The organism is Kitasatospora sp. NPDC001540 (genome assembly GCF_042894345.1).
Taxonomy (GTDB): Bacteria; Actinomycetota; Actinomycetes; order Streptomycetales; family Streptomycetaceae; genus Kitasatospora; species Kitasatospora phosalacinea_C.
Window position 1 is genome coordinate 13,122 of the sequence record NZ_JBIAVO010000057.1, and the last position, 18,177, is coordinate 31,298.

General features: G+C 73.5%; 18 protein-coding genes. 13 read left to right on the top strand and 5 right to left on the bottom strand.

Features of this window, described 5'->3' with window-relative positions:
- Positions 1-5 precede the first annotated feature (5 nt).
- The 3 genes from ACFY00_RS36395 (at position 6) to ACFY00_RS36405 (ending at position 2,763) form a co-directional block, all read left to right on the top strand.
- Positions 6-1,163 (top strand): alkaline phosphatase family protein, encoded by a 1,158-nt coding sequence (locus tag ACFY00_RS36395; RefSeq protein WP_388038082.1) that lies wholly within the window; start codon positions 6-8, stop codon positions 1,161-1,163.
- A 43-nt stretch (positions 1,164-1,206) separates the two neighbouring features.
- Positions 1,207-1,854 carry a thymidine kinase gene (locus tag ACFY00_RS36400; protein ID WP_033253916.1) on the top strand — a complete coding sequence of 216 codons (648 nt, stop codon included), beginning with the start codon at positions 1,207-1,209 and terminating at the stop codon, positions 1,852-1,854.
- Between the two features lie 84 nt (positions 1,855-1,938).
- Positions 1,939-2,763, top strand: coding sequence for a sulfurtransferase (locus ACFY00_RS36405; protein WP_388038085.1), 825 nt, complete (start codon positions 1,939-1,941; stop codon positions 2,761-2,763).
- Between the two features lie 305 nt (positions 2,764-3,068).
- On the opposite strand, the gene sepH is transcribed toward ACFY00_RS36405, so the two are convergent.
- Positions 3,069-4,154, bottom strand: coding sequence for a septation protein SepH (gene sepH, locus ACFY00_RS36410; protein ID WP_388038088.1), 1,086 nt, complete (start codon positions 4,152-4,154; stop codon positions 3,069-3,071).
- 438 nt (positions 4,155-4,592) lie between these two features.
- Here sepH and ACFY00_RS36415 point away from each other — a divergent pair, with 438 nt between their 5' ends.
- Complete coding sequence (locus ACFY00_RS36415; RefSeq protein WP_388038090.1) at positions 4,593-5,390, top strand: hypothetical protein; 798 nt, start codon at positions 4,593-4,595, stop codon at positions 5,388-5,390.
- Between the two features lie 7 nt (positions 5,391-5,397).
- On the opposite strand, the gene ACFY00_RS36420 is transcribed toward ACFY00_RS36415, so the two are convergent.
- Positions 5,398-6,699: a D-arabinono-1,4-lactone oxidase gene (locus ACFY00_RS36420; RefSeq protein WP_388038092.1), complete on the bottom strand. Its 1,302-nt coding sequence runs from the start codon at positions 6,697-6,699 to the stop codon at positions 5,398-5,400.
- Between the two features lie 107 nt (positions 6,700-6,806).
- Positions 6,807-8,048, bottom strand: coding sequence for an MFS transporter (locus ACFY00_RS36425; RefSeq protein ID WP_388038095.1), 1,242 nt, complete (start codon positions 8,046-8,048; stop codon positions 6,807-6,809).
- A gap of 217 nt (positions 8,049-8,265) precedes the next feature.
- On the opposite strand from ACFY00_RS36425, the gene ACFY00_RS36430 reads away from it, so the two are divergent.
- Both ACFY00_RS36430 and ACFY00_RS36435 read left to right on the top strand, forming a co-directional pair.
- Positions 8,266-9,408 carry a ferrochelatase gene (locus ACFY00_RS36430; protein WP_388038098.1) on the top strand — a complete coding sequence of 381 codons (1,143 nt, stop codon included), beginning with the start codon at positions 8,266-8,268 and terminating at the stop codon, positions 9,406-9,408.
- Between the two features lie 29 nt (positions 9,409-9,437).
- The gene (locus ACFY00_RS36435; RefSeq protein ID WP_388038100.1) at positions 9,438-10,238 is read left to right on the top strand and encodes an inositol monophosphatase family protein; all 801 of its coding nucleotides are present in this window, start codon (positions 9,438-9,440) and stop codon (positions 10,236-10,238) included.
- Positions 10,239-10,336: 98 nt separating this feature from the next.
- Here the strand turns inward: ACFY00_RS36435 and ACFY00_RS36440 are convergent, their stop codons facing one another.
- Positions 10,337-10,522, bottom strand: coding sequence for a hypothetical protein (locus ACFY00_RS36440; protein WP_030458050.1), 186 nt, complete (start codon positions 10,520-10,522; stop codon positions 10,337-10,339).
- A gap of 474 nt (positions 10,523-10,996) precedes the next feature.
- On the opposite strand from ACFY00_RS36440, the gene ACFY00_RS36445 reads away from it, so the two are divergent.
- The 4 genes from ACFY00_RS36445 to ACFY00_RS36460 all read left to right on the top strand — a co-directional run bounded on the left by ACFY00_RS36445 (position 10,997) and on the right by ACFY00_RS36460 (position 15,037).
- Positions 10,997-11,650: a response regulator transcription factor gene (locus tag ACFY00_RS36445; protein ID WP_030458051.1), complete on the top strand. Its 654-nt coding sequence runs from the start codon at positions 10,997-10,999 to the stop codon at positions 11,648-11,650.
- A gap of 43 nt (positions 11,651-11,693) precedes the next feature.
- Positions 11,694-12,995 (top strand): sensor histidine kinase, encoded by a 1,302-nt coding sequence (locus ACFY00_RS36450; RefSeq protein WP_388038103.1) that lies wholly within the window; start codon positions 11,694-11,696, stop codon positions 12,993-12,995.
- 201 nt (positions 12,996-13,196) lie between these two features.
- Complete coding sequence (locus ACFY00_RS36455; RefSeq protein ID WP_388038105.1) at positions 13,197-14,174, top strand: acyl-ACP desaturase; 978 nt, start codon at positions 13,197-13,199, stop codon at positions 14,172-14,174.
- Between the two features lie 563 nt (positions 14,175-14,737).
- Positions 14,738-15,037 carry a DUF4193 domain-containing protein gene (locus ACFY00_RS36460; RefSeq protein ID WP_014138508.1) on the top strand — a complete coding sequence of 100 codons (300 nt, stop codon included), beginning with the start codon at positions 14,738-14,740 and terminating at the stop codon, positions 15,035-15,037.
- A gap of 267 nt (positions 15,038-15,304) precedes the next feature.
- Here the strand turns inward: ACFY00_RS36460 and ACFY00_RS36465 are convergent, their stop codons facing one another.
- Positions 15,305-15,769, bottom strand: a complete 465-nt coding sequence (locus ACFY00_RS36465) for a DUF3093 domain-containing protein (protein WP_388038107.1) — start codon at positions 15,767-15,769, stop codon at positions 15,305-15,307.
- 96 nt (positions 15,770-15,865) lie between these two features.
- Here ACFY00_RS36465 and ACFY00_RS36470 point away from each other — a divergent pair, with 96 nt between their 5' ends.
- From ACFY00_RS36470 to ACFY00_RS36480, 3 genes are all read left to right on the top strand, one after another.
- Positions 15,866-16,450 carry a PaaI family thioesterase gene (locus tag ACFY00_RS36470; protein ID WP_388038110.1) on the top strand — a complete coding sequence of 195 codons (585 nt, stop codon included), beginning with the start codon at positions 15,866-15,868 and terminating at the stop codon, positions 16,448-16,450.
- Positions 16,447-16,914 (top strand): dUTP diphosphatase, encoded by a 468-nt coding sequence (gene dut, locus ACFY00_RS36475; RefSeq protein WP_388038113.1) that lies wholly within the window; start codon positions 16,447-16,449, stop codon positions 16,912-16,914. Before ACFY00_RS36470 ends, dut begins: the two co-directional genes overlap by 4 nt.
- Before the next feature lie 152 nt (positions 16,915-17,066).
- Positions 17,067-17,858, top strand: a complete 792-nt coding sequence (locus tag ACFY00_RS36480; RefSeq protein ID WP_388038115.1) for a DUF3710 domain-containing protein — start codon at positions 17,067-17,069, stop codon at positions 17,856-17,858.
- The last annotated feature ends 319 nt before the right edge of the window (positions 17,859-18,177 follow it).

Here is an 18,177-nt window from a genome sequence, read left to right on the forward strand (position 1 = left end):
CCCGCATGCACCACGAGGACCCCTACGACCCGCTCGACCCGGCCGACGCCCCCGCCCCGCGCTACGGCTGCGCCTCGCTCTCCGACCTGCTGCCCACGCTCGCGGCGGGCCTCGGCGTGCCCGGCTACCGGCCCGTGCTGCCGCTGGAGCCCGCCGACCGGGTCTGCGTCTTCCTGGTCGACGGCCTCGGCTGGGAGCTGGTCCGGGCCAACCCCGACTGGGCGCCCTTCCTCAACTCGCTGACCGCCGGGCGCACCCCGATCACCGCCGGGTTCCCGTCCACCACCGCCACCTCGCTGGCCTCGGTCGGCACCGGCCTCCCGCCCGGGCAGCACGGCCTGGCCGGCTACACGGTGATGATCCCCGACAGCGGGCGGCTGATGAACCAGCTGCGCTGGAACCCGCCGGTCGACCCGCACGCCTGGCAGCCCTACCCCACCGTCTTCGAGCGGGCCCACCAGGCCGGGGTGGCCACCGCCCAGGTCTCCTCCCCGCTGTTCTCCTCCACCCCGCTCACCCAGGTCGCGCTCTCCGGCGGCACCTTCCTCGGCCGCACCACCGGCGAGGAGCGCATCGACCGGGCCGCCGCCTGGCTGGCCGAGCACGACCGCGCCCTGGTCTACACGTACCTCAGCGAGCTGGACGCCGCCGGGCACCGCTTCGGCGTCGACTCCGACGAGTGGCGACTGACCCTCTTCACGGTGGACCGCCTGGCCCGCCGCCTCGCCGAGCAGCTCCCGCCGCGCTCCGCGCTGTACGTCACCGCCGACCACGGCATGATCGACATCGCCCCGGAGAACCGGATCGACTTCGACGAGGACTGGGAGCTCTCGGCCGGCGTCGCCCTGCTCGGCGGCGAGGGCCGGGCCCGCCACGTCTACGCCCACCCCGGTGCGGCGGGCGACGTGCACGCGGTGTGGAGCGAGGTGCTCGGCGAGCAGATGTGGGTCGCCACCCGCGAACAGGCCGTCGCCGCGGGCTGGTTCGGCCCCTCGGTGGACGAGCGGGTGCTGCCCCGGATCGGCGACGTGGTCGCCGCCGCCCGCGACGACATCGCGATCGTCGCCACCCGCAGCGAGCCCGGCGAGTCCCAGATGGTCGGCCTGCACGGCTCGATGACCCCCGTGGAACAGCTCGTCCCGCTGCTCGAAGTCCGCGGCTGAGCCCGCCCGTTGACCCCCTCACCCGAAAGGCTGCTGCCCCACCATGGCTGAACTGGTGTTCTTCTCGGGCACGATGGACTGCGGCAAGTCGACGCTCGCCCTCCAGATGGACCACAACCACGCCGCCCGCGGCCGCCAGGGCATCATCTTCACCCGCCACGACCGGGCCGGCGCCGCCACCATCTCCAGCCGACTCGGCCTGCGGGCCGACGCGGTCGAGGTCGGCGACGACTTCGAGTTCCAGGCGTACGTCGTCCACCTGCTCTCGGCCGGGGGCCGGGTCGACTACCTGATCTGCGACGAGGCGCAGTTCTTCTCCGCCGCCCAGATCGACCAACTCGCGCGTATCGTCGACGAGTTGGGCATCGACGTGTTCACCTTCGGGATCACCACCGACTTCCGCACCAAGCTCTTCCCCGGCTCCCAGCGGCTGATCGAACTCGCCGACCGGGTCGAGGTCCTCCAGGTCGAGGCGCTCTGCTGGTGCGGCGCCCGCGCCACCCACAACGCCCGCACCGTCGGCGGCGTCATGGTCGTCGAGGGCGCGCAGGTCGTGGTCGGGGACGTCGCCGTCAACGAGGACGAGATCGGCTACGAGGTGCTCTGCCGCCGCCACCACCGTCGCCGCCTCACCGCCGCCACCGCCCGGGCCGCCGTCCTCTCCCCGGACGTCCTCCCGTTCGAGGGCTGACCCCTCCCCGGCCGGATCGTTTCGCCGGGTGACGCGATTCCCGACCCGGCCCCGACCACCGCCCCCGCACGCCACAATGACGGCATGACCTCGCCCCTGATCAGCGTCGCCGAACTCGCCGACGCCCTCGGCACCGACCGCGCACCCGTCCTGCTCGACATCCGCTGGGCGCTCGGCGGCCCGCCCGGCGCCGAGGAGTACGCGAAGGGCCACCTGCCCGGCGCGCACTACCTCGACCTCGACCGCGAACTCGCCGACCCGCCCGGCCCGGCCGGCCGCCACCCGCTGCCCGACCCCGACCGCCTCGCCACCGCCCTGCGCCGGGCCGGCGTCACCGCGGACCGCCCTGTCGTCGCCTACGACGCCGGGCCCGCGCTCTCCGCCGCCCGCGCCTGGTGGCTGCTGCGCTGGGCCGGCCACGGCGACGTCCGCGTCCTCGACGGCGGCCTCGCCGCCTGGACCGCCGCCGGGCACCCGCTCACCACCGACGTCCCGGCCCCCGGCGAGGGCGACTTCAAGGTCGAACCCGGCCACCTCCCCACCGTCGACGCGGCCGGTGCGGCCGAACTCGCCCGCACCGGCCTGCTCCTCGACGCCCGGGCGGGCGAGCGCTACCGCGGCGAGACCGAACCCGTCGACCCGCGGGCCGGCCACATCCCCGGCGCCGCCTCCGCCCCCACCACCGAGAACCTCGGCCCCGACGGCCGCTTCCTGCCCCCGGCGGCGCTCGCGGCCCGCTTCGCCGCGCTGCACGTCACCGACCCGGCCCGCACCGCCGTCTACTGCGGCTCCGGCGTCACGGCCGCCCACCAGCTCCTCGCCCTGACCCTCGCGGGCCACGAGGGCGCCGCCCTCTACCCGGGCTCCTGGAGCGAGTGGTCCGCCAACCCGGCCAACCCCGTGGCGTAGGGGCGCCCCGTCAGGGGCCCGGGGAGAACGGCGAGGCGCGCCATCAGGGGCCCGGGGAACGGCGGGCTCGGGGCTGCTCACGGTTCACTGCCGGTGCGTGCGGTGGCTTCGGGTTCTGTTCCTACGGCCCGAAGCAGCACGGACGCATCGATGGGCTCCGGCCGTCAGCAGCTCGGACTCGCCGTTCCCCGAGCCCCTGAAGGGGCTCGTCAGCAGCTCGGGCTCGCCGTTCCCCGAGCCCCTGTTGTGCATGCTCGTCTGCCGAAGAGTTCCCCGAGCCCCTGACGGCGCAGCCCGCGAGGGCGCTACTCGGGCTTCTTGCGCCGCGACCCGAAGACGATCTCGTCCCAGCTCGGCACCGTCGCCCGGCGCCCCGGGCGGACGCCGTCGGCTTCGGCCTGGCGGTCGGTGGTGCCGACCAGGCGGTCGCGGTGCGGGGCGACGGAGCGCGGCATCAGGATGTCCGCGTACGCGGAGCCCGCGCCGACGCTCGCCGCGGGGGCCGCGGTCTCCTCGACGACCTCCTCGGCGACCGCGGTCTCCACGCTGGGGCCGACCGGGGTGAGGTCGCCGCGGTAGGAGGGGACCACGTCCAGCAGGCTGGTGAGGGAGTCCCGTTCGGGGGCGGCAGCGGTCGCGGCGGCGGCGGAGGCGGCGGCCTCCCGGGCCTCGCGGACCTGCATGATGCGGTCGGCGGAGGGCCGCTCGATCATCGGGCGGGCCGGGCGGTCGTGCGGGAGCCGGGCGATCCGCGGGATGAACGGGAAGACCGAGTCCTCCTCGCGCTCGACGTTCTCGCCGATCAGCGCGCGGGCCTCGTCGTCGTTGGGCTGGACCAGCCGCCGGGGCGGGTCGTAGGACCAACTGGCGCGCCGGTGCTCGCCCTCGGCGCGGTACGCGAGGATGACCTCCCAGGTGCCGTCGTCGCGGCGCCAGGAGTCCCAGCGCTCGGTGTCCTTCTCGGCGCCGCGCAGTGCGAGGCGCTCGGCGACGGCCTCGCCGAGCTGCGGGCCGGTGGACTCGCCGTGGCGGCGGATCGCCGTCTTGCGGGCGCGTTCGGCCATGAAGGCGCGCTCGGCGAGCACCGGGCCCTCGAAGCGGCGGACGCGTTCCACCGAGATCCCGGCGGCCTGGGCGACCTCCTCAGCGGAGGCACCGGCTCGTATCCGCGCCTGGATGTCACGGGGGCGGAGGTGGCTCTCCACCTCGATCTCGATCTGGCCGAGCCGCGGGCGGTCACCCCGGACGGCGGCGCGCAGCCGCTCGTCGATCGGCAGGGTGTACTCCGTGCTGTCGGCAGCCTTGAGCACCAGCCGTGTGCCGTCGTTGCTGACGGCCACGACGCGCAGTTCGGGCACGGTTACCTCCCGGGTGGTGCCTGCCGACGTCACCTGCGTCGCTGCTCCCGTACTGAGTGTGGCCTGCCCGCTGGCGAGTGGCCACAACCTTGCAGAGTTACCCGGCGTGTCGGGCTTTCACCCGGGCGCGCCGCTGTGGCACGGTTGCCTGTTTGCCACGTCGACGGTCGACATCGCACCCGGGCGCCCGGTCCAGTTGTCTGACGGGTCGTCGACAACGAGTCCGAAGGCTCAGGCTCCACGAACAGTACTCCATTCGTGGCATCCCGAGGGGCGGCTCGCCGCTCAAGTCTCCCGCGAATCAGCGGAATCTCAAGACCGGGCACCCCAATGACCCGCCGACGATCAACGGACGGTGATCATCTTCACATATATCGACCGGGGAGAACCGGATTTTCGACCCTTGTGTCCTTCTTTGGGCAAGATGGAGAGACTTGTTCGAAATTCCGACACGCCTACCGAGGGACAGGGATGCCGCAGAGGAGCCAGCAGTTCGCGCACGGACCGGCCGGGCCCGAGGAGCGGGCGGAACGCAGACGGCTGGACCTGACGGCCACTCAGGTGGCGGCGAGCGCCCTGGCGGCGGTGGCCGGTGCGGTGCTCGCCTCGGAACTCGGAGTGTACGGAACGATACTCGGCGCGGCCGTCGTCTCGGTGGGGGCGACCGTCGGGAGCGCGCTCTTCCAGCACCTGTTGAAACGCACCGGGGAACAACTGCGCAGCGCGGTGGAACGCGGCACCGAATCCGCTCCGGTCGTGCGCCCGGCGCCCGCCCCGGCGAACGGAATCAGCCGGGAGTGGAACGCCCCCCGGGTGCTGCGCGCGAAACGCCGCTGGACGTGGAAGTCGTACGCGGCGGTCTCCGGGCTGGTGTTCGTGCTCGCCATGGTGCCGATCCTCACGGTGGAACTCGCGGCCGGGAAACCGCTGCACGACATCACCACCGGGCAGGACGGCAGCGGCACCTCGTTCAACCCCTCGCGGCCGTCCGGCGACCGGCAGCCGACGGACCGGGACGGCACGCCGTCCACCGGGCCGTCCGACCTGCCCTCGGCCACGCCCCCGGCCACGTCCACGCCTTCGTCCCCGCCCTCGGGCTCGTCCGCGCCCTCGGCCGACCCGTCGCCGGCGCCGAGCGGTTCGGCCCCGCCGTCCGAGGGGGCGTCCGCGCAGCCGTCGCCGAGCGGTTCGGCCGGTTCGCCCGGGCCGTCCGCGCAGGCCCCGGGCGGGCAGGACGCGCCGCCGGGGGCGGCCGGGCCGACCGGATGACGGGCGCTCAGGCCCCCAGCACCCGGCGCAGGTAGGCGTTGGCGAACCGGCGCTCCGGGTCGACCTTGTCGCGCAGCGCCGTGAAGTCGCCGAAGTGCGGGTAGACGGAGGAGAGGTACTCGGCGTCTCGGGTGTGCAGCTTGCCCCAGTGCGGGCGCCCCTGGTGGGCGGTCATCAGCCTCTCCACCTCGGTGAAGTAGGAGAGTTCGCGGGTGCCCCGGTACAGGTGGACGGCGATGTAGGCGCTGTCCCGCCCGTTCGCGGTGGACAGCCACAGGTCGTCGGCCGGGGCCACCCGCACCTCCACCGGGAAGCTGATCCGCCAGTCGGAGCGCTCCACCATCGCCTTCAGCTCGCGCAGCACCTCGGTGGCCGCCTCGCGCGGCACCGCGTACTCCATCTCGACGAAGCGCACCTTGCGCGGGCTGGTGTAGACCTTGTACGCCTGGTCGGTGAAGCGGCGCTCGGACCAGGCCCGGCTGGCGACCTGGGCGATGGTCGGGATCGCGCCGGGGAAGGCCCGGCCCACCCGGCAGGCGCCCTCCCAGACCGTGTTGGAGAGGAAGTCGTCGTCCAGCCAGGCCTTGAACCCCGGCAGCGGCTCGGCCGGGCCCTGGCTGCGGTTGTTGCGCTTGGTCGAGCAGCGGTCGGTGTGCGGGAACCAGTAGAACTCGAAGTGCTCGTTGACGGCCGCCAGGTCGTCGAAGGAGTGCAGCACCTCGTCGAAGCCCATCGGCTTCTCGTGCGCGCTCAGCAGGAACATCGGCTCGACCGCGAAGGTCAGCGCGCTCACCACGCCCAGCGCGCCCAGGCCCAGCCGGGCGCCCTGGAACAGCTCCGGGTCCTCGGTCGCCGAGCAGGTGCGCACCGAGCCGTCGGCGAGGACGATCTCGACCTCCCGGACCTGCGCGGCGAGCGAGCCGGAGTCCCGGCCGGTGCCGTGGGTGCCGGTGCTGGTCGCGCCCGCGACCGTCTGCACCTCGATGTCGCCCATGTTCGTCAGCGAGAGGCCCGCGGCCGCGAGCAGGCGGTTCAGCCGGTGCAGCGGCAGGCCGGACTCGACGGTGACCGTCCCGGCCTCGCGGTCGAGCCTCCGCACCGCGGTCAGGTGGTCGGGGCGCACCAGCACGGCGTCCCCGGCGGCGGCTATCGCGGTGAACGAGTGGCCCGCCCCCACGGCCTTCACCGGCAGCCCGGCCGCCCCGGCGGCGACCACCGCGGCCGAGAGCTCCTCGACCGATCCCGGCGCCACCACCCGCGCGGGCCGCGCGCTCTGGTTGCCCGCCCAGTTCCGCCACACCTCGGTCATCTCCGGAGCCTCCCGCCCGCGCGCCCTACCTCCCGGTTCTACCGGTGGGTACGGGGAGCGTAGTCACAACGAACGCGCGGGTCCATGGGTGGCCGGGGCCGGATCGTTCAGGAGGCCACCGGGACGGGCTGCCGGTCCGCCGCCGCGAGCTGGCGGCGCAGCCGGGGCAGGCCGGTCCAGGCGGTGGCCGCGGCGAGGACGGCCGCGGCGGCCGGGACCAGGTAGCCGTTGGCGCTGCCCGCCGCGTCGACGACGATCCCGGCGACGGAGGACCCGGCCGCGACGCCGAGGGCGAGGCCGGTGGTGGTCCAGGTCATGCCCTCGGTGAGCCGGGCGGCCGGGACCAGCCGCTCGACCAGGGCCATCGACGTGATCAGGGTGGGGGAGATGGCCAGGCCGGAGAGGAACAGCGCGGCGCCGACGCCGACCAGGGCCGCGGTGCCGTGCAGCAGCTGCGCGGCGAGCACCAGCGGCGCCATCCCGACGGCCATCACGCCGACGCCGACCAGGAAGCGGCGGTCCAGCGGGGCGGTGAACTTCAGCGCGCCGAACACCACCCCGGCCAGACAGGAGCCGAGGGCGTACACGGCGAGCACGTAGCCGGAGGAGGCGGGGTGGCCCTGGGCCTTGGCGAAGGCGACGGTGACCACCTCGACCGAGCCGAAGACCACGCCGACCGCGGCGAGGGTCAGCAGCAGGGTCTGGATGCCCTTGTCGCGGACCACCGAGGCGCCGCCGCGGTGCTCGACCGGATGGGCGGGCGGCTCGGTGCGGCGCTGGGCGGTGAACAGCAGGACGCCGACGACCAGGAAGACCCCGGCGAGCAGCAGGCCGGACTCCGGGAAGAGCGAGGTGGCCAGGGTCGCGGCCAGGATCGGGCCGACGATGAAGCAGACCTCGTCCGCGACGGCCTCGAAGGAGTACGCGGTGTGCAGCTTGGGCGGCGCGTCCCGGTAGAGGTGGGCCCAGCGGGCGCGGACCATCGAGCCGGTGCTCGGCATGGTGCCCATGCCCGCGGCGAAGACGAACAGCGTCCAGTCGGGGAGGCCGTAGTGCGCGCCCAGCAGCAGCCCGGCGGCGGAGAGCACGGTGACGGCGGTGGCCGGGAGGGCCACCCGGCGCTGGCCGTGCCGGTCGACCAGGCGGGAGATCCGCGGGCCGAGGACCGCGGCGGAGACGGCCAGGAAGGCGGAGAGCAGCCCGCCGAGCCAGAAGGAGTCCTTGATCTCGCCGAGCATCGTGACGATGCCGATCCCGGTCATCGAGATCGGCAGCCGGGCGACCAGCCCGGTGAGGGAGAAGGCCAGGGAGCCGGGGGCGGCGAAGATCTGGCGGTAGCTGGACAGCACGGGGGGTGGCTCCGTCGAGGTCGGGTGGGGGTCTGATGGGTGGCGGACGCAACCATCGGTAATGCACGACCGTGGTGCACACAGCTTACGAAGCGGGGGTGAACGTCCGCATCCGGGTTGTTTGCGGACATCCCGGGCGCCGTCCGCCCCGCCCCGCCGCCACCTCGCCGCCGCTCCGTGCACCGGACGGCCCCCTCCGGGTGGCAGGATCGGGAGCATGTCCGACACGCGCACCCCGAGCCCCACCGATCCCGCGCCGTACGACGCGCTGCTGCTGCTGTCCTTCGGGGGGCCGGAGGGCCCCGAGGACGTGGTGCCCTTCCTGGAGAACGTCACCCGCGGGCGGGGCATCCCCAAGGAGCGGCTGACCGAGGTCGGCAAGCACTACTTCCTGTTCGGCGGCGTCAGCCCGATCAACGGGCAGAACCGCGAGCTGCTGGCCGCGCTGCGCAAGGACTTCGCCGACGCGGGCCTGGACCTGCCGGTGTACTGGGGCAACCGGAACTGGGCCCCGTACCTGGTGGACGCGCTCCGGGAGATCGCCGACGACGGCCACCGCCGGGTGCTGGTGCTGGCCACCAGCGCGTACGCCGGGTACTCGGGCTGCCGCCAGTACCGGGAGAACCTGGCCGACGCGCTGGCCGAGCTGGCCGCCGAGGGGCGCCCGGAGCTGACCGTCGACAAGCTGCGGCACTTCTACAACCACCCCGGCTTCGTCGAGCCGATGGTCGACGCCACCCTGGCCGCGCTCGCCGGACTGCCGGAGCGGGTGCGCGACCGGGCCCGGCTGGCGTTCACCACGCACTCCATCCCGACCGCGATGGCCGAGAGCTCCGGCGCCCCCGACGACCCGGCCCGCGGCACCCCCGGCGGCGCCTACGTCGCCCAGCACCTGGAGGTGGCCCGGCTGGTCGCCGACGCGGTGGCCGGGCGCACCGGCGTCACCGACCGGCCCTGGCAGCTGGTCTACCAGAGCCGCTCCGGCGCCCCGCACGTCCCCTGGCTGGAGCCGGACGTCTGCGACCACCTGGAGGCGCAGCACGCGGACGGCGCCGAGGCCGTGGTGATGGTGCCGATCGGCTTCGTCTCCGACCACATGGAGGTCAAGTACGACCTGGACACCGAGGCGGTGGCCAAAGCCGCCGAACTCGGCCTGCCGGTCGCCCGGGCCGCCACCGTCGGCGCCGACCCGCGGTTCGCCGCCGCCGTCCGGGAGCTGGTGCTGGAGCGCGCCGCCGCCCAGCGCGGCGAGCCGGTCGCCCGCTGCGCGCTGGGCGCCCTCGGCCCCAGCCACGACCTGTGCCCGGCCGCCTGCTGCCCCAACCCGCGCGCCCCCCGTCCCGCCGCCGCCGAAGCCTGAGCCCCGAGAACCCGAGGAGACCGAGACCCGTGACCGACGACCTGCTGCAGGAACTCCTCGCCACCGCCGTCGAGGCCGCCACCCGGGCCGGCGCCCTGCTGCGCGACGGCCGCCCCGCCGACCTCGGGGTGGCCGCCACCAAGAGCAGCCCGGTGGACGTGGTGACCGAGATGGACCTGGCCTCCGAGAAGCTGGTGCTGGAGCTGATCTCCGCCCGCCGCCCGGACGACGGCTACCTCGGCGAGGAGGGCGCCGACCGCCCCGGCACCAGCGGGGTGCGCTGGGTCGTCGACCCGCTCGACGGCACCGTCAACTACCTGTACGGGCTGCCCTCCTGGGCGGTCAGCGTGGCCGCCGAACTGGACGGCGAGGCGGTCGTGGGCGTGGTCTTCGTGCCCGCCCGGGGCGAGCTGTTCCAGGCCGTGCGCGGCGGCGGCGCCACGCTGGACGGCCGCCCGCTGGCGGTCCGCCCGGCCCCGGACTGGGGGCGGGCGCTGGTCGCCACCGGCTTCGGCTACCTGCGCGAGCGCCGGGTGCACCAGGCCGAGGTGCTGCACGCGCTGATGGGCGAGGTGCGCGACGTGCGCCGCGGCGGCGCGGCCGCCGTCGACCTGTGCGACCTGGCGGCCGGCCGGTTCGACGGCTACTACGAGCGCGGCCTGGCTCCCTGGGACCGCGCCGCGGGCCTGCTGATCGCCGCGGAGGCGGGCGCGCTCACCGGCTCCCGCCCCGGCCTGCCCGCGGACGGCGAGCTGACGGTCGCCGCCCCGCCCGGCGTGTTCGAGCCGCTGCAGGCCCGGCTGGAGGAGCTCGGCGCCTGGCACGACTGACCGGCCCCGCCCGCGGACAGCACGGAGCCCCGGGCCGGTGGGAACCGGGCCGGGGCTCGCGCGGTACGTCGTTCGTGCGTCGTTCGGGACGGGAGCGGTCAGGCGGCGGAGCGGTGCGTGCCGAGGACCGGGTCCACGCCGTGTTCGGTGGCGAGGCGCTGGAGGTCCTCCAGCTCGGACTGCTCGACCTCGGCCAGGAACTCGTCCCCGGACTCGATCGCGCGGTGGAGATCCTGCTCGGCGTTCTTGATCCGCTGAAGGATTCCGGCGGTGAAGGCGTCCATACGGGCCCCCTTTGCTGTGTCGGACGGGCACGGTCCGAGCAGCCCCCCGGCCCGGAACCCGACAAACCCCGGTCGAGCCCCCTGGACCGGATGCAGGTTCCGGTCGGGCGCTCGGGCGGCGTGGGAGCCGCGACCCGGTGGCTTTCGTCCCGAAGCCGGTGCGGATGGGGCACTCGGCGGGTGGTGGTGGCCGTGACGCGCCACGGGGCGACGGCATCACGGTGTGCAGGTGTCCTCCCCACCCCCGGTCAACGGAAACCTCCAACTCTCGTAAAAGTTGCCCGAGTCACAGTCCAAACAGGCGGCGCCCGCTCCGTTTTCGCGGACGGCGCACCGGACTTACGACTGCTTTACCGCGCGACCAGGCAGGATGGAGGCACCGTCGGATCCGCCTGCCCGGATCCGCGCCCGGCACTCACGGCCCGCGCGGGCGGTCACACGGCCAGGGCCGCTCCAGCAGAAGGGACAACCACCGTGCGGGTACTCGTCGTCGAGGACGAGCAGCTGCTCGCCGAAGCCGTCGCCACCGGCCTGCGCCGGGAGGCCATGGCGGTCGACGTCGTCTACGACGGGGAGGCCGCGCTGCAGCGGATCGCCGTGAACGACTACGACGTGGTGGTGCTCGACCGGGACCTTCCGCTCGTCCACGGCGACGACGTCTGCCGCCGGGTCGTCGAGCAGGGCCTCGCCACCCGGGTGATCATGCTCACCGCCTCCGGCGACATCAGCGACCGGGTCGAGGGCCTGGAGATCGGCGCCGACGACTACCTCCCCAAGCCGTTCGCCTTCAGCGAACTCGTCGCCCGTGTACGGGCGCTGGGCCGCCGCGCCACCGTCCCGCTGCCCCCGGTGCTGGAACGCGCCGGGATCAGCCTGGACCCGGGCCGCCGCGAGGTCATCCGGGACGGCAAGCCCGTCCAGCTCGCCCCCAAGGAGTTCGCCGTCCTGGAGGTGCTGATGCGGGCCGGCGGCGCCGTCGTCTCCGCCGAGCAACTGCTGGAGAAGGCCTGGGACGAGCACACCGATCCGTTCACCAACGTGGTCCGGGTCACCGTGATGACCCTGCGCCGCAAGCTCGGGGACCCGCCGGTGATCGTCACCGTGCCCGGCTCCGGCTACCGGGTGTAACCCGCACCCCCGAAACACCCACCGTCTGAGAGGACTACCGGCCATGACCACCCCGCCACTCCCCGGCGGGGCCCCCGGCACGCCCGCCCCGGGCCCGGACCAGGTGCCCCCGCGACCGACGCACCCCCCGCGCCGCTCGGACCGCGACCGCTCGGACGACACCTACCACCCCGGCGACGGCCTGTTCGCCTGGCTGTCGCTGCGCCCCACCATCCGGATCCGGCTCACCCTGCTCTACGGCGGGATGTTCCTGATGGCCGGAGTGGTGCTGCTGCTGCTGATGTACTACTTCGTCCGCTCCGCCTTCGACCAGGCCCAGCTGCCGCACCTGACCCTCGGCCGCGGCGTCGCGATCACCGTCAACGGCGAGACGATCAGCGACCAGAAGACCCTGGACCAGGTGATGACCGCCCTCCAGGAGGGCAACAGCAACCAGGCCCTGTCCACCCTGCTGCGCCGCGCCCTGACCGCCCTGGTCTTCCTGGCCGTGATCGCCTTCGCGGTCGGCTACGCGATGGCCGGCCGGGTGCTCCACCCGCTCGGCCGGATCACCCGCACCGCCCGCGAGGTGGCCGGCAGCGACCTGCACCGCCGGATCGACCTGGACGGCCCCGACGACGAGCTCAAGGAGCTCGCCGACACCTTCGACGAGATGCTGGAGCGCCTGGACCGCGCCTTCGACTCCCAGCACCGCTTCGTCGCCAACGCCTCGCACGAGCTGCGCACCCCGCTGGCGATCAACCGCACCCTGCTGGAGGTCCAGCTCGCCGACCCGGCGGCCTCGCCCGACCTGCAGCAGCTCGGCAAGACCCTGCTGGCCACCAACGAGCGCAGCGAGCAGCTGGTCGAGGGCCTGCTGCTGCTCGCCCGCAGCGAGAACGAGATCACCGACCGCCGCCCGGTCGACCTCGCCGAGGTCGCCCAGCGCGCCATGGAGCAGACCCGCGCCGAGGCCGCCACCCGCGAGGTCGAGCTGCGCGCCCAGCTCGCGCCCGCCCCCGCGCAGGGCAACGGCGTGCTGCTGGAGCGGATCGCGCTCAACCTGCTGCAGAACGGCACCCGCTACAACAGCCCCGGCGGCTGGGTGGAGATCACCACCTCGGCGGTCCGCGGCGGGGGCGGGGAGCTGGTGGTCAGCAACACCGGCCCGATCGTCCCCGGCTACGAGCTGGAGCACATCTTCGAGCCGTTCCGCCGCCTCCGGAGCACCGACCGCACCCGCAGCGACAAGGGCGTCGGGCTCGGCCTGTCCATCGTCCGCTCCGTGGTGCGCGCCCACGGAGGCACCATCGAGGCCACTGCCCGCCCCGGAGGCGGCCTGCGGGTGCAGGTCCGCATCCCGTAGTCGCCGCCCGCCCCCGGGGCCGCAGGCGCCCCGTCCAGGCGCTCCGGCCCCACCGGACTCCCCCCAGCCGCCCCCGCCCAGCCGTGTCGGAACGACATAAGCGCTGGACAGGGGCGGCTTGTCATTTGCGGTCGCGACAACTTACGGTGTCGTAACCTACGCAGCCGTAGGTCAGCCCGTCCCACTCGCAGGAGCAACGCCGTGACCATCGCCCCCGTGCAGCGAACCGCCACGACCGCCTGGACCGACACCAGGCTGATCCTCGCGCTCGAAGAGGTCGTGGAGACCGAGCTCAACCGCCACCTCAAGGTGGCCAAGGAGTGGATGCCCCACGAGTACGTGCCGTGGAGCCAGGGGCGGGACTTCGACGGGGTGCTCGGCGGCGAGGCCTGGTCGCTGGAGCAGTCCAAGGTCACCCCGCTGGGCCGGATCTCGCTGGTGGTCAACCTGCTCACCGAGGACAACCTCCCGAGCTACCACCACGAGATCGCCAGCATGTTCGGCCGCGAGGGCGCCTGGGGCGCCTGGGTGCACCGCTGGACCGCCGAGGAGGGTCGGCACGGGATAGCGATCCGCGACTACCTGCTGGCCACCCGCGCCGTCGACCCGGTCGAGCTGGAGCGGGCCCGGATGGCGCACATGTCGGAGGGCTTCGAGTCCGACAACGCGCACAGCATGCTGCAGTCCGTCGCCTACGTCGCCTTCCAGGAGCTGGCCACCCGGATCGCCCACCGCAACACCGGCCACCACTCCGGCGACCCGCTCTGCGACCAGCTGCTGGCCAAGATCGCCAACGACGAGAACCTGCACATGGTCTTCTACCGGAACCTGCTCAAGGCCGCCCTGGAGCTCGCCCCCGACGAGGCCATGCGCGCCATCGCCGACGTGGTGATCAACTTCCGGATGCCCGGCCACGGCATGCCCGGCTTCGAGCGCTCCGCCGCCCAGATCGCCATCGGCGGCATCTACAACCTGCGGATCCACCACGACGACGTGCTGCAGCCCGTGCTGCGCCACCTGAAGGTCATGGAGGTCACCGGCCTCGGCCCGGTCGGCCAGCACGCCCAGGACGAGCTGGGGGCCTTCCTGGCCGGTCTGGACGCCCAGGCCACCCGCTTCGACGAGCGCCAGGCCGCGCTGCTCGCCCGCCGCGCCGCCGCGGCCGCCGCCAAGGGCTGACGCCCCGCCCCCGAACCCGCGACCCCCGACCCGGACCCCGGCCGCCGACAGGCGCGGCCGGGGCGCTCGGACGTACCGGTGGGCATGCGGACAATTCGGCCGCGCGCGCCCGTGCCGAAAGGCCCGCTTTGGCGGCAAACGCCCGCCCCCGCGCCCGATGTGACGAAAGTCACAGCCGTCCGGAAGGCGCCCCCGCCTCCCTCGATGGGGTGATCACTCGTTCGGGCGAGACGGTCGCGCTCGGTGATCGCCGGAGCCGGTCGCCGCACCCTCGCCCGATCGCCAAGACCCTTGGGCGACACCCGAGTTGCCACCCCCGGTGTTCCCGAACGGGCACGCAGGGTGATGATCGAAAAGTTCCGGTCCGAACCTCTTCACCCGTACGGTGGATGGTGTTCGGACCTCGTTCGATCATCCCAACGGGCCCCTGTCCGGATGTCGATTGAGTAACAGGGCTTGAAGTAAGGCACAATCTCGGCCTCGGGTCGGGCACAAGACCGGCCCCCCAGGCGTTACGTGCGCTGGAGACACCCGCACACACCCAAAGGGGGAGAGCGAAAACTATGGCAACGGACTACGACACCCCACGCAAGACCGATGACGACCTCAACGAGGACAGCATCGAGGAACTCAAGGCCCGTCGGAACGAGAAGGCGTCCAGCTCCGTGGACGTCGACGAGTACGACGCCAACGAGGGGCTGGAGCTTCCGGGCGCCGACCTCTCGAACGAGGAGCTCTCGGTCCGAGTGCTGCCCCGCCAGGCCGACGAGTTCACCTGCATGAGCTGCTTCCTGGTGCACCACCGGAGCCAGCTCTACAGCGAGAAGAACGGCCAGCCGATCTGCCGGGACTGCGGCGCCTGAAAACGGAGCGGCACTGGCCCGGGCGGGCGACACCCCTCCGCCGGCCCGGTACGCCGCCCCGTCCGGCCCTGAGTAGCGGGGCCGGAGGCAGCAGCAGCGACCGCCCCGAGCGGTCGCACCCGGCAGAGCGCGAGCCGCGCTCCTGCCCCCGCAGGGCTCGCAGACGAACCGAAAGGGACGGCCCCACCACCAGGTGGGACCGTCCCTTTCGTCGTGCCCGGGCCGTCGGGGCCGCTGCGCGTAGCTTTCAGCCGCTCTCAGTGGCTTTCAGCGGCTGCGCTCGGCACCGCGCGCACCGGCCGCGGCCCCGGCCAGCGCGTCCGCCAGCTTCTGCGGGGAACGGGTCGACAGGTACAGGTACGGGGTCGGGTCGGCCGGATCGGTCACCTCCACCTTCAGCGCCGTCGGCACGTAGCTGCGCAGCAGCATGAAGGCCCGCGGATCGGCCTTCACCGACCGCCAGGCCACCGCCTCCTTCGGGTTCAGCACCTCGGCCGCCCCCAGCGCGCCCAGCGGGATCCGGGCCGGACCGGCCACCAGCGAGCCCTGCACCACCCGGATCCGCGCCGAGCCGTAGCTGCTCAGCGCGGCGGCCCCCGCGGCTACCCCCACCACCAGCCCGATCAGCGCGCCCACCCCGCTGAACCGGAGCAGGATCAGCGCGAGCGAGAGCCCGAGCGCCACGGGCAGCAGCCACCAGGACCGCGGGACGGTGAGACGTTCCTCGTACATGCCCTCCATTGTGGGCGCTCCACACGGCGGGCCGATCCCCCGGGGCCCGGTCGCCGCACCTGTCCCGGGAAGCTACCGGCAGGTAGGGTCGGCGCCGTGAACGGACCCACCACCCCCACCACCCCGCCCGCGGACGCCGTCCTCCCCGACCGCTCCCCGCTGGCGCCCGCGCCCGGCACCCTTATCGGCTCCCACTACGACGAGTGCTTCGGCTGCGGACCGCAGCACCCCCAGGGACTCCAGCTCACCGCCGTCGCGGGCGAACACCTCGACGTCACCGCGCAGTTCACCGTCAAGCAGGCCCACCAGGGCGGCCCCGGCCTGGCCCACGGCGGGGTCCTGGTCAGCGCCATGGACGAGACCCTCGGAACGCTCAACTGGCTGCTCGGCGCCCCCGCCGTCACCGGCCGCCTGGAGACCGACTTCGTCCGCCCCGTCCCCGTCGACTCCGTGCTGCACATCCACGCCCGGGTGACGGGCGTGCACGGCCGCAAGGTCTACAGCGCCGCCGAGGGCCGCATCGACGGACCCGACGGACCGGTCGCCATCCGGGCGCAGGCGCTCTTCGTCCAGGTGAAGCTGGAACACTTCACCACGCACGGTCGTCCAGAGGACGTGCAGAAGGTCCTGGACGACCCGGACCAGATCAAGCGCGCCCGAGCCTTCGAGGTGAACCCGTGACCGACCCCGTCCGCCCGCCCGTCGACATCCTGATCCGCCGACTCGACCCGGAGATCCCGCTCCCCGCCTACGAGCACCCCGGCGACGCCGGAGCCGACCTGCGCACCACCGTCGACGCCGAACTCGCCCCCGGCGAACGGACCCTGCTCCCCACCGGCATCTCCATCGCGCTACCGGACGGTTACGCGGCGTTCGTGCACCCGCGGTCCGGACTCGCCGCCCGCTGCGGAGTTGCACTGGTGAACGCCCCGGGGACGGTCGATGCCGGGTACCGTGGTGAGATCAAGGTGATCGTCGTCAACCTGGACCCCAAGGAGCCCGTCAGCTTCAAGCGGGGCGACCGGATCGCCCAGCTGGTCATCCAGCAGGTCGAGAGGGCGCGCTTCCACGAGGTGGGTGAACTCCCGGGTTCGGTCCGCGCCGAAGGCGGGTTCGGGTCGACCGGCGGGCACGCCGCGGTCTAGCATGCGCCGCGGCCTCGGTTCCGTCGGGGCAGCACGACGAGCGGGTGGAAGCGGTGCGATTGCAGCGGTTTTCGGCCGGTCCGATGGGTAGCAGGTAGCAGGTATTCGCGTTCGGTCTTGGATTCGGTCTTGGACCGGGAAGGACAGTGACCGTGTTCCGTCGTCGCAAGAGCGAGGACGCTGTCGAGCAGCTCGCCGAGGACGCCATCAGCGCCGACGAGACGGCCGATGACGTCGAGGGTTCCGTCGAGAACGACAACGACACCGAACCGGACCCGGCCGACCGGGTCGGCCTCCCGCCGGCCCCGCGCCCGGACGGGCCGTGGGACATCTCCGAGCTGGAGAAGCCCGGAGAGGGCCGCGTCGACCTCGGAGGCCTGCTGATTCCCGGTGTCGAGGGCATGGAGCTGCGGGTCGAGGTCGCCGGTGACGCGATCGTCGCCGCCACCCTCGTCCTGGGCAACAGCGCCATCCAGCTCCAGGCGTTCGCCGCCCCCAAGTCGGAGGGCATCTGGGGCGAGGTCCGCGAGGAGATCGCCAACGGCATCACCAGCCAGGGCGGCGCCGTCGAGGAGGAGGAGGGCCCGCTCGGCTGGCACCTCCGCGCCCAGGTCCCCGTCCCGCTCCCGAACGGCACGCAGGGCGCCCAGCTGGTCCGCTTCGTCGGCTGCGACGGCCCCCGCTGGTTCCTCCGCGGCGTGATCTCCGGCCAGGCGGCCGTCCAGCCCGAGATGGCGGGCCTCCTGGAGGAGGTCTTCCGCCAGACCGTCGTGGTCCGCGGCGAGGCCCCCATGGCCCCCCGCGACCCCATCGTCCTCAAGCTCCCCGAGGACGCCCAGATGGTCGCCGACGGCGCCGCCGCCCCCACCGAGCCCGACTCGCCGTACGCCGGCGGCTCGATCGACCCCTTCTCGCGCGGCCCCGAGATCACCGAGGTCCACTGACCTTCCGGACGCCCGGCCCGGCGCCCCGCGTCACCTTCCGCCCCCGTGCCACCCGGCGCGGGGGCGGATTTGCTTTGCGGCCGCCGGTCCCCGTACAGTTCCGGAGTCGCGCCGAGAGGGGCGAACGAAAGCGAGTTCGAGGAAACACCGGTGAAACGGTGGCGAAAACCTCTGATAAGCTGGGAACACGAAAGAACGAAGCGCCCGGAGATGCGGTCGGAAGTCCGGTCGAAGGAAGCGTCCGTTCCTTGAGAACTCAACAGCGTGCCAAAAGTCAACGCCAGATATGTTGACATCCCCGGCCTCGGCGATCTCGTCG

Coding starts and splice junctions, on each gene's coding strand:
- ACFY00_RS36440 (WP_030458050.1), bottom strand. CDS start 10,522: ATGGACGCCTTCACCGCCGGAATCCTTCAGCGGATCAAGAACGCCGAG.
- ACFY00_RS36420 (WP_388038092.1), bottom strand. CDS start 6,699: ATGACCGAGGTGTGGCGGAACTGGGCGGGCAACCAGAGCGCGCGGCCC.
- ACFY00_RS36450 (WP_388038103.1), top strand. CDS start 11,694: ATGACCACCCCGCCACTCCCCGGCGGGGCCCCCGGCACGCCCGCCCCG.
- ACFY00_RS36460 (WP_014138508.1), top strand. CDS start 14,738: ATGGCAACGGACTACGACACCCCACGCAAGACCGATGACGACCTCAAC.
- ACFY00_RS36430 (WP_388038098.1), top strand. CDS start 8,266: ATGTCCGACACGCGCACCCCGAGCCCCACCGATCCCGCGCCGTACGAC.
- ACFY00_RS36405 (WP_388038085.1), top strand. CDS start 1,939: ATGACCTCGCCCCTGATCAGCGTCGCCGAACTCGCCGACGCCCTCGGC.
- ACFY00_RS36465 (WP_388038107.1), bottom strand. CDS start 15,769: ATGTACGAGGAACGTCTCACCGTCCCGCGGTCCTGGTGGCTGCTGCCC.
- ACFY00_RS36395 (WP_388038082.1), top strand. CDS start 6: ATGCACCACGAGGACCCCTACGACCCGCTCGACCCGGCCGACGCCCCC.
- ACFY00_RS36415 (WP_388038090.1), top strand. CDS start 4,593: ATGCCGCAGAGGAGCCAGCAGTTCGCGCACGGACCGGCCGGGCCCGAG.
- ACFY00_RS36400 (WP_033253916.1), top strand. CDS start 1,207: ATGGCTGAACTGGTGTTCTTCTCGGGCACGATGGACTGCGGCAAGTCG.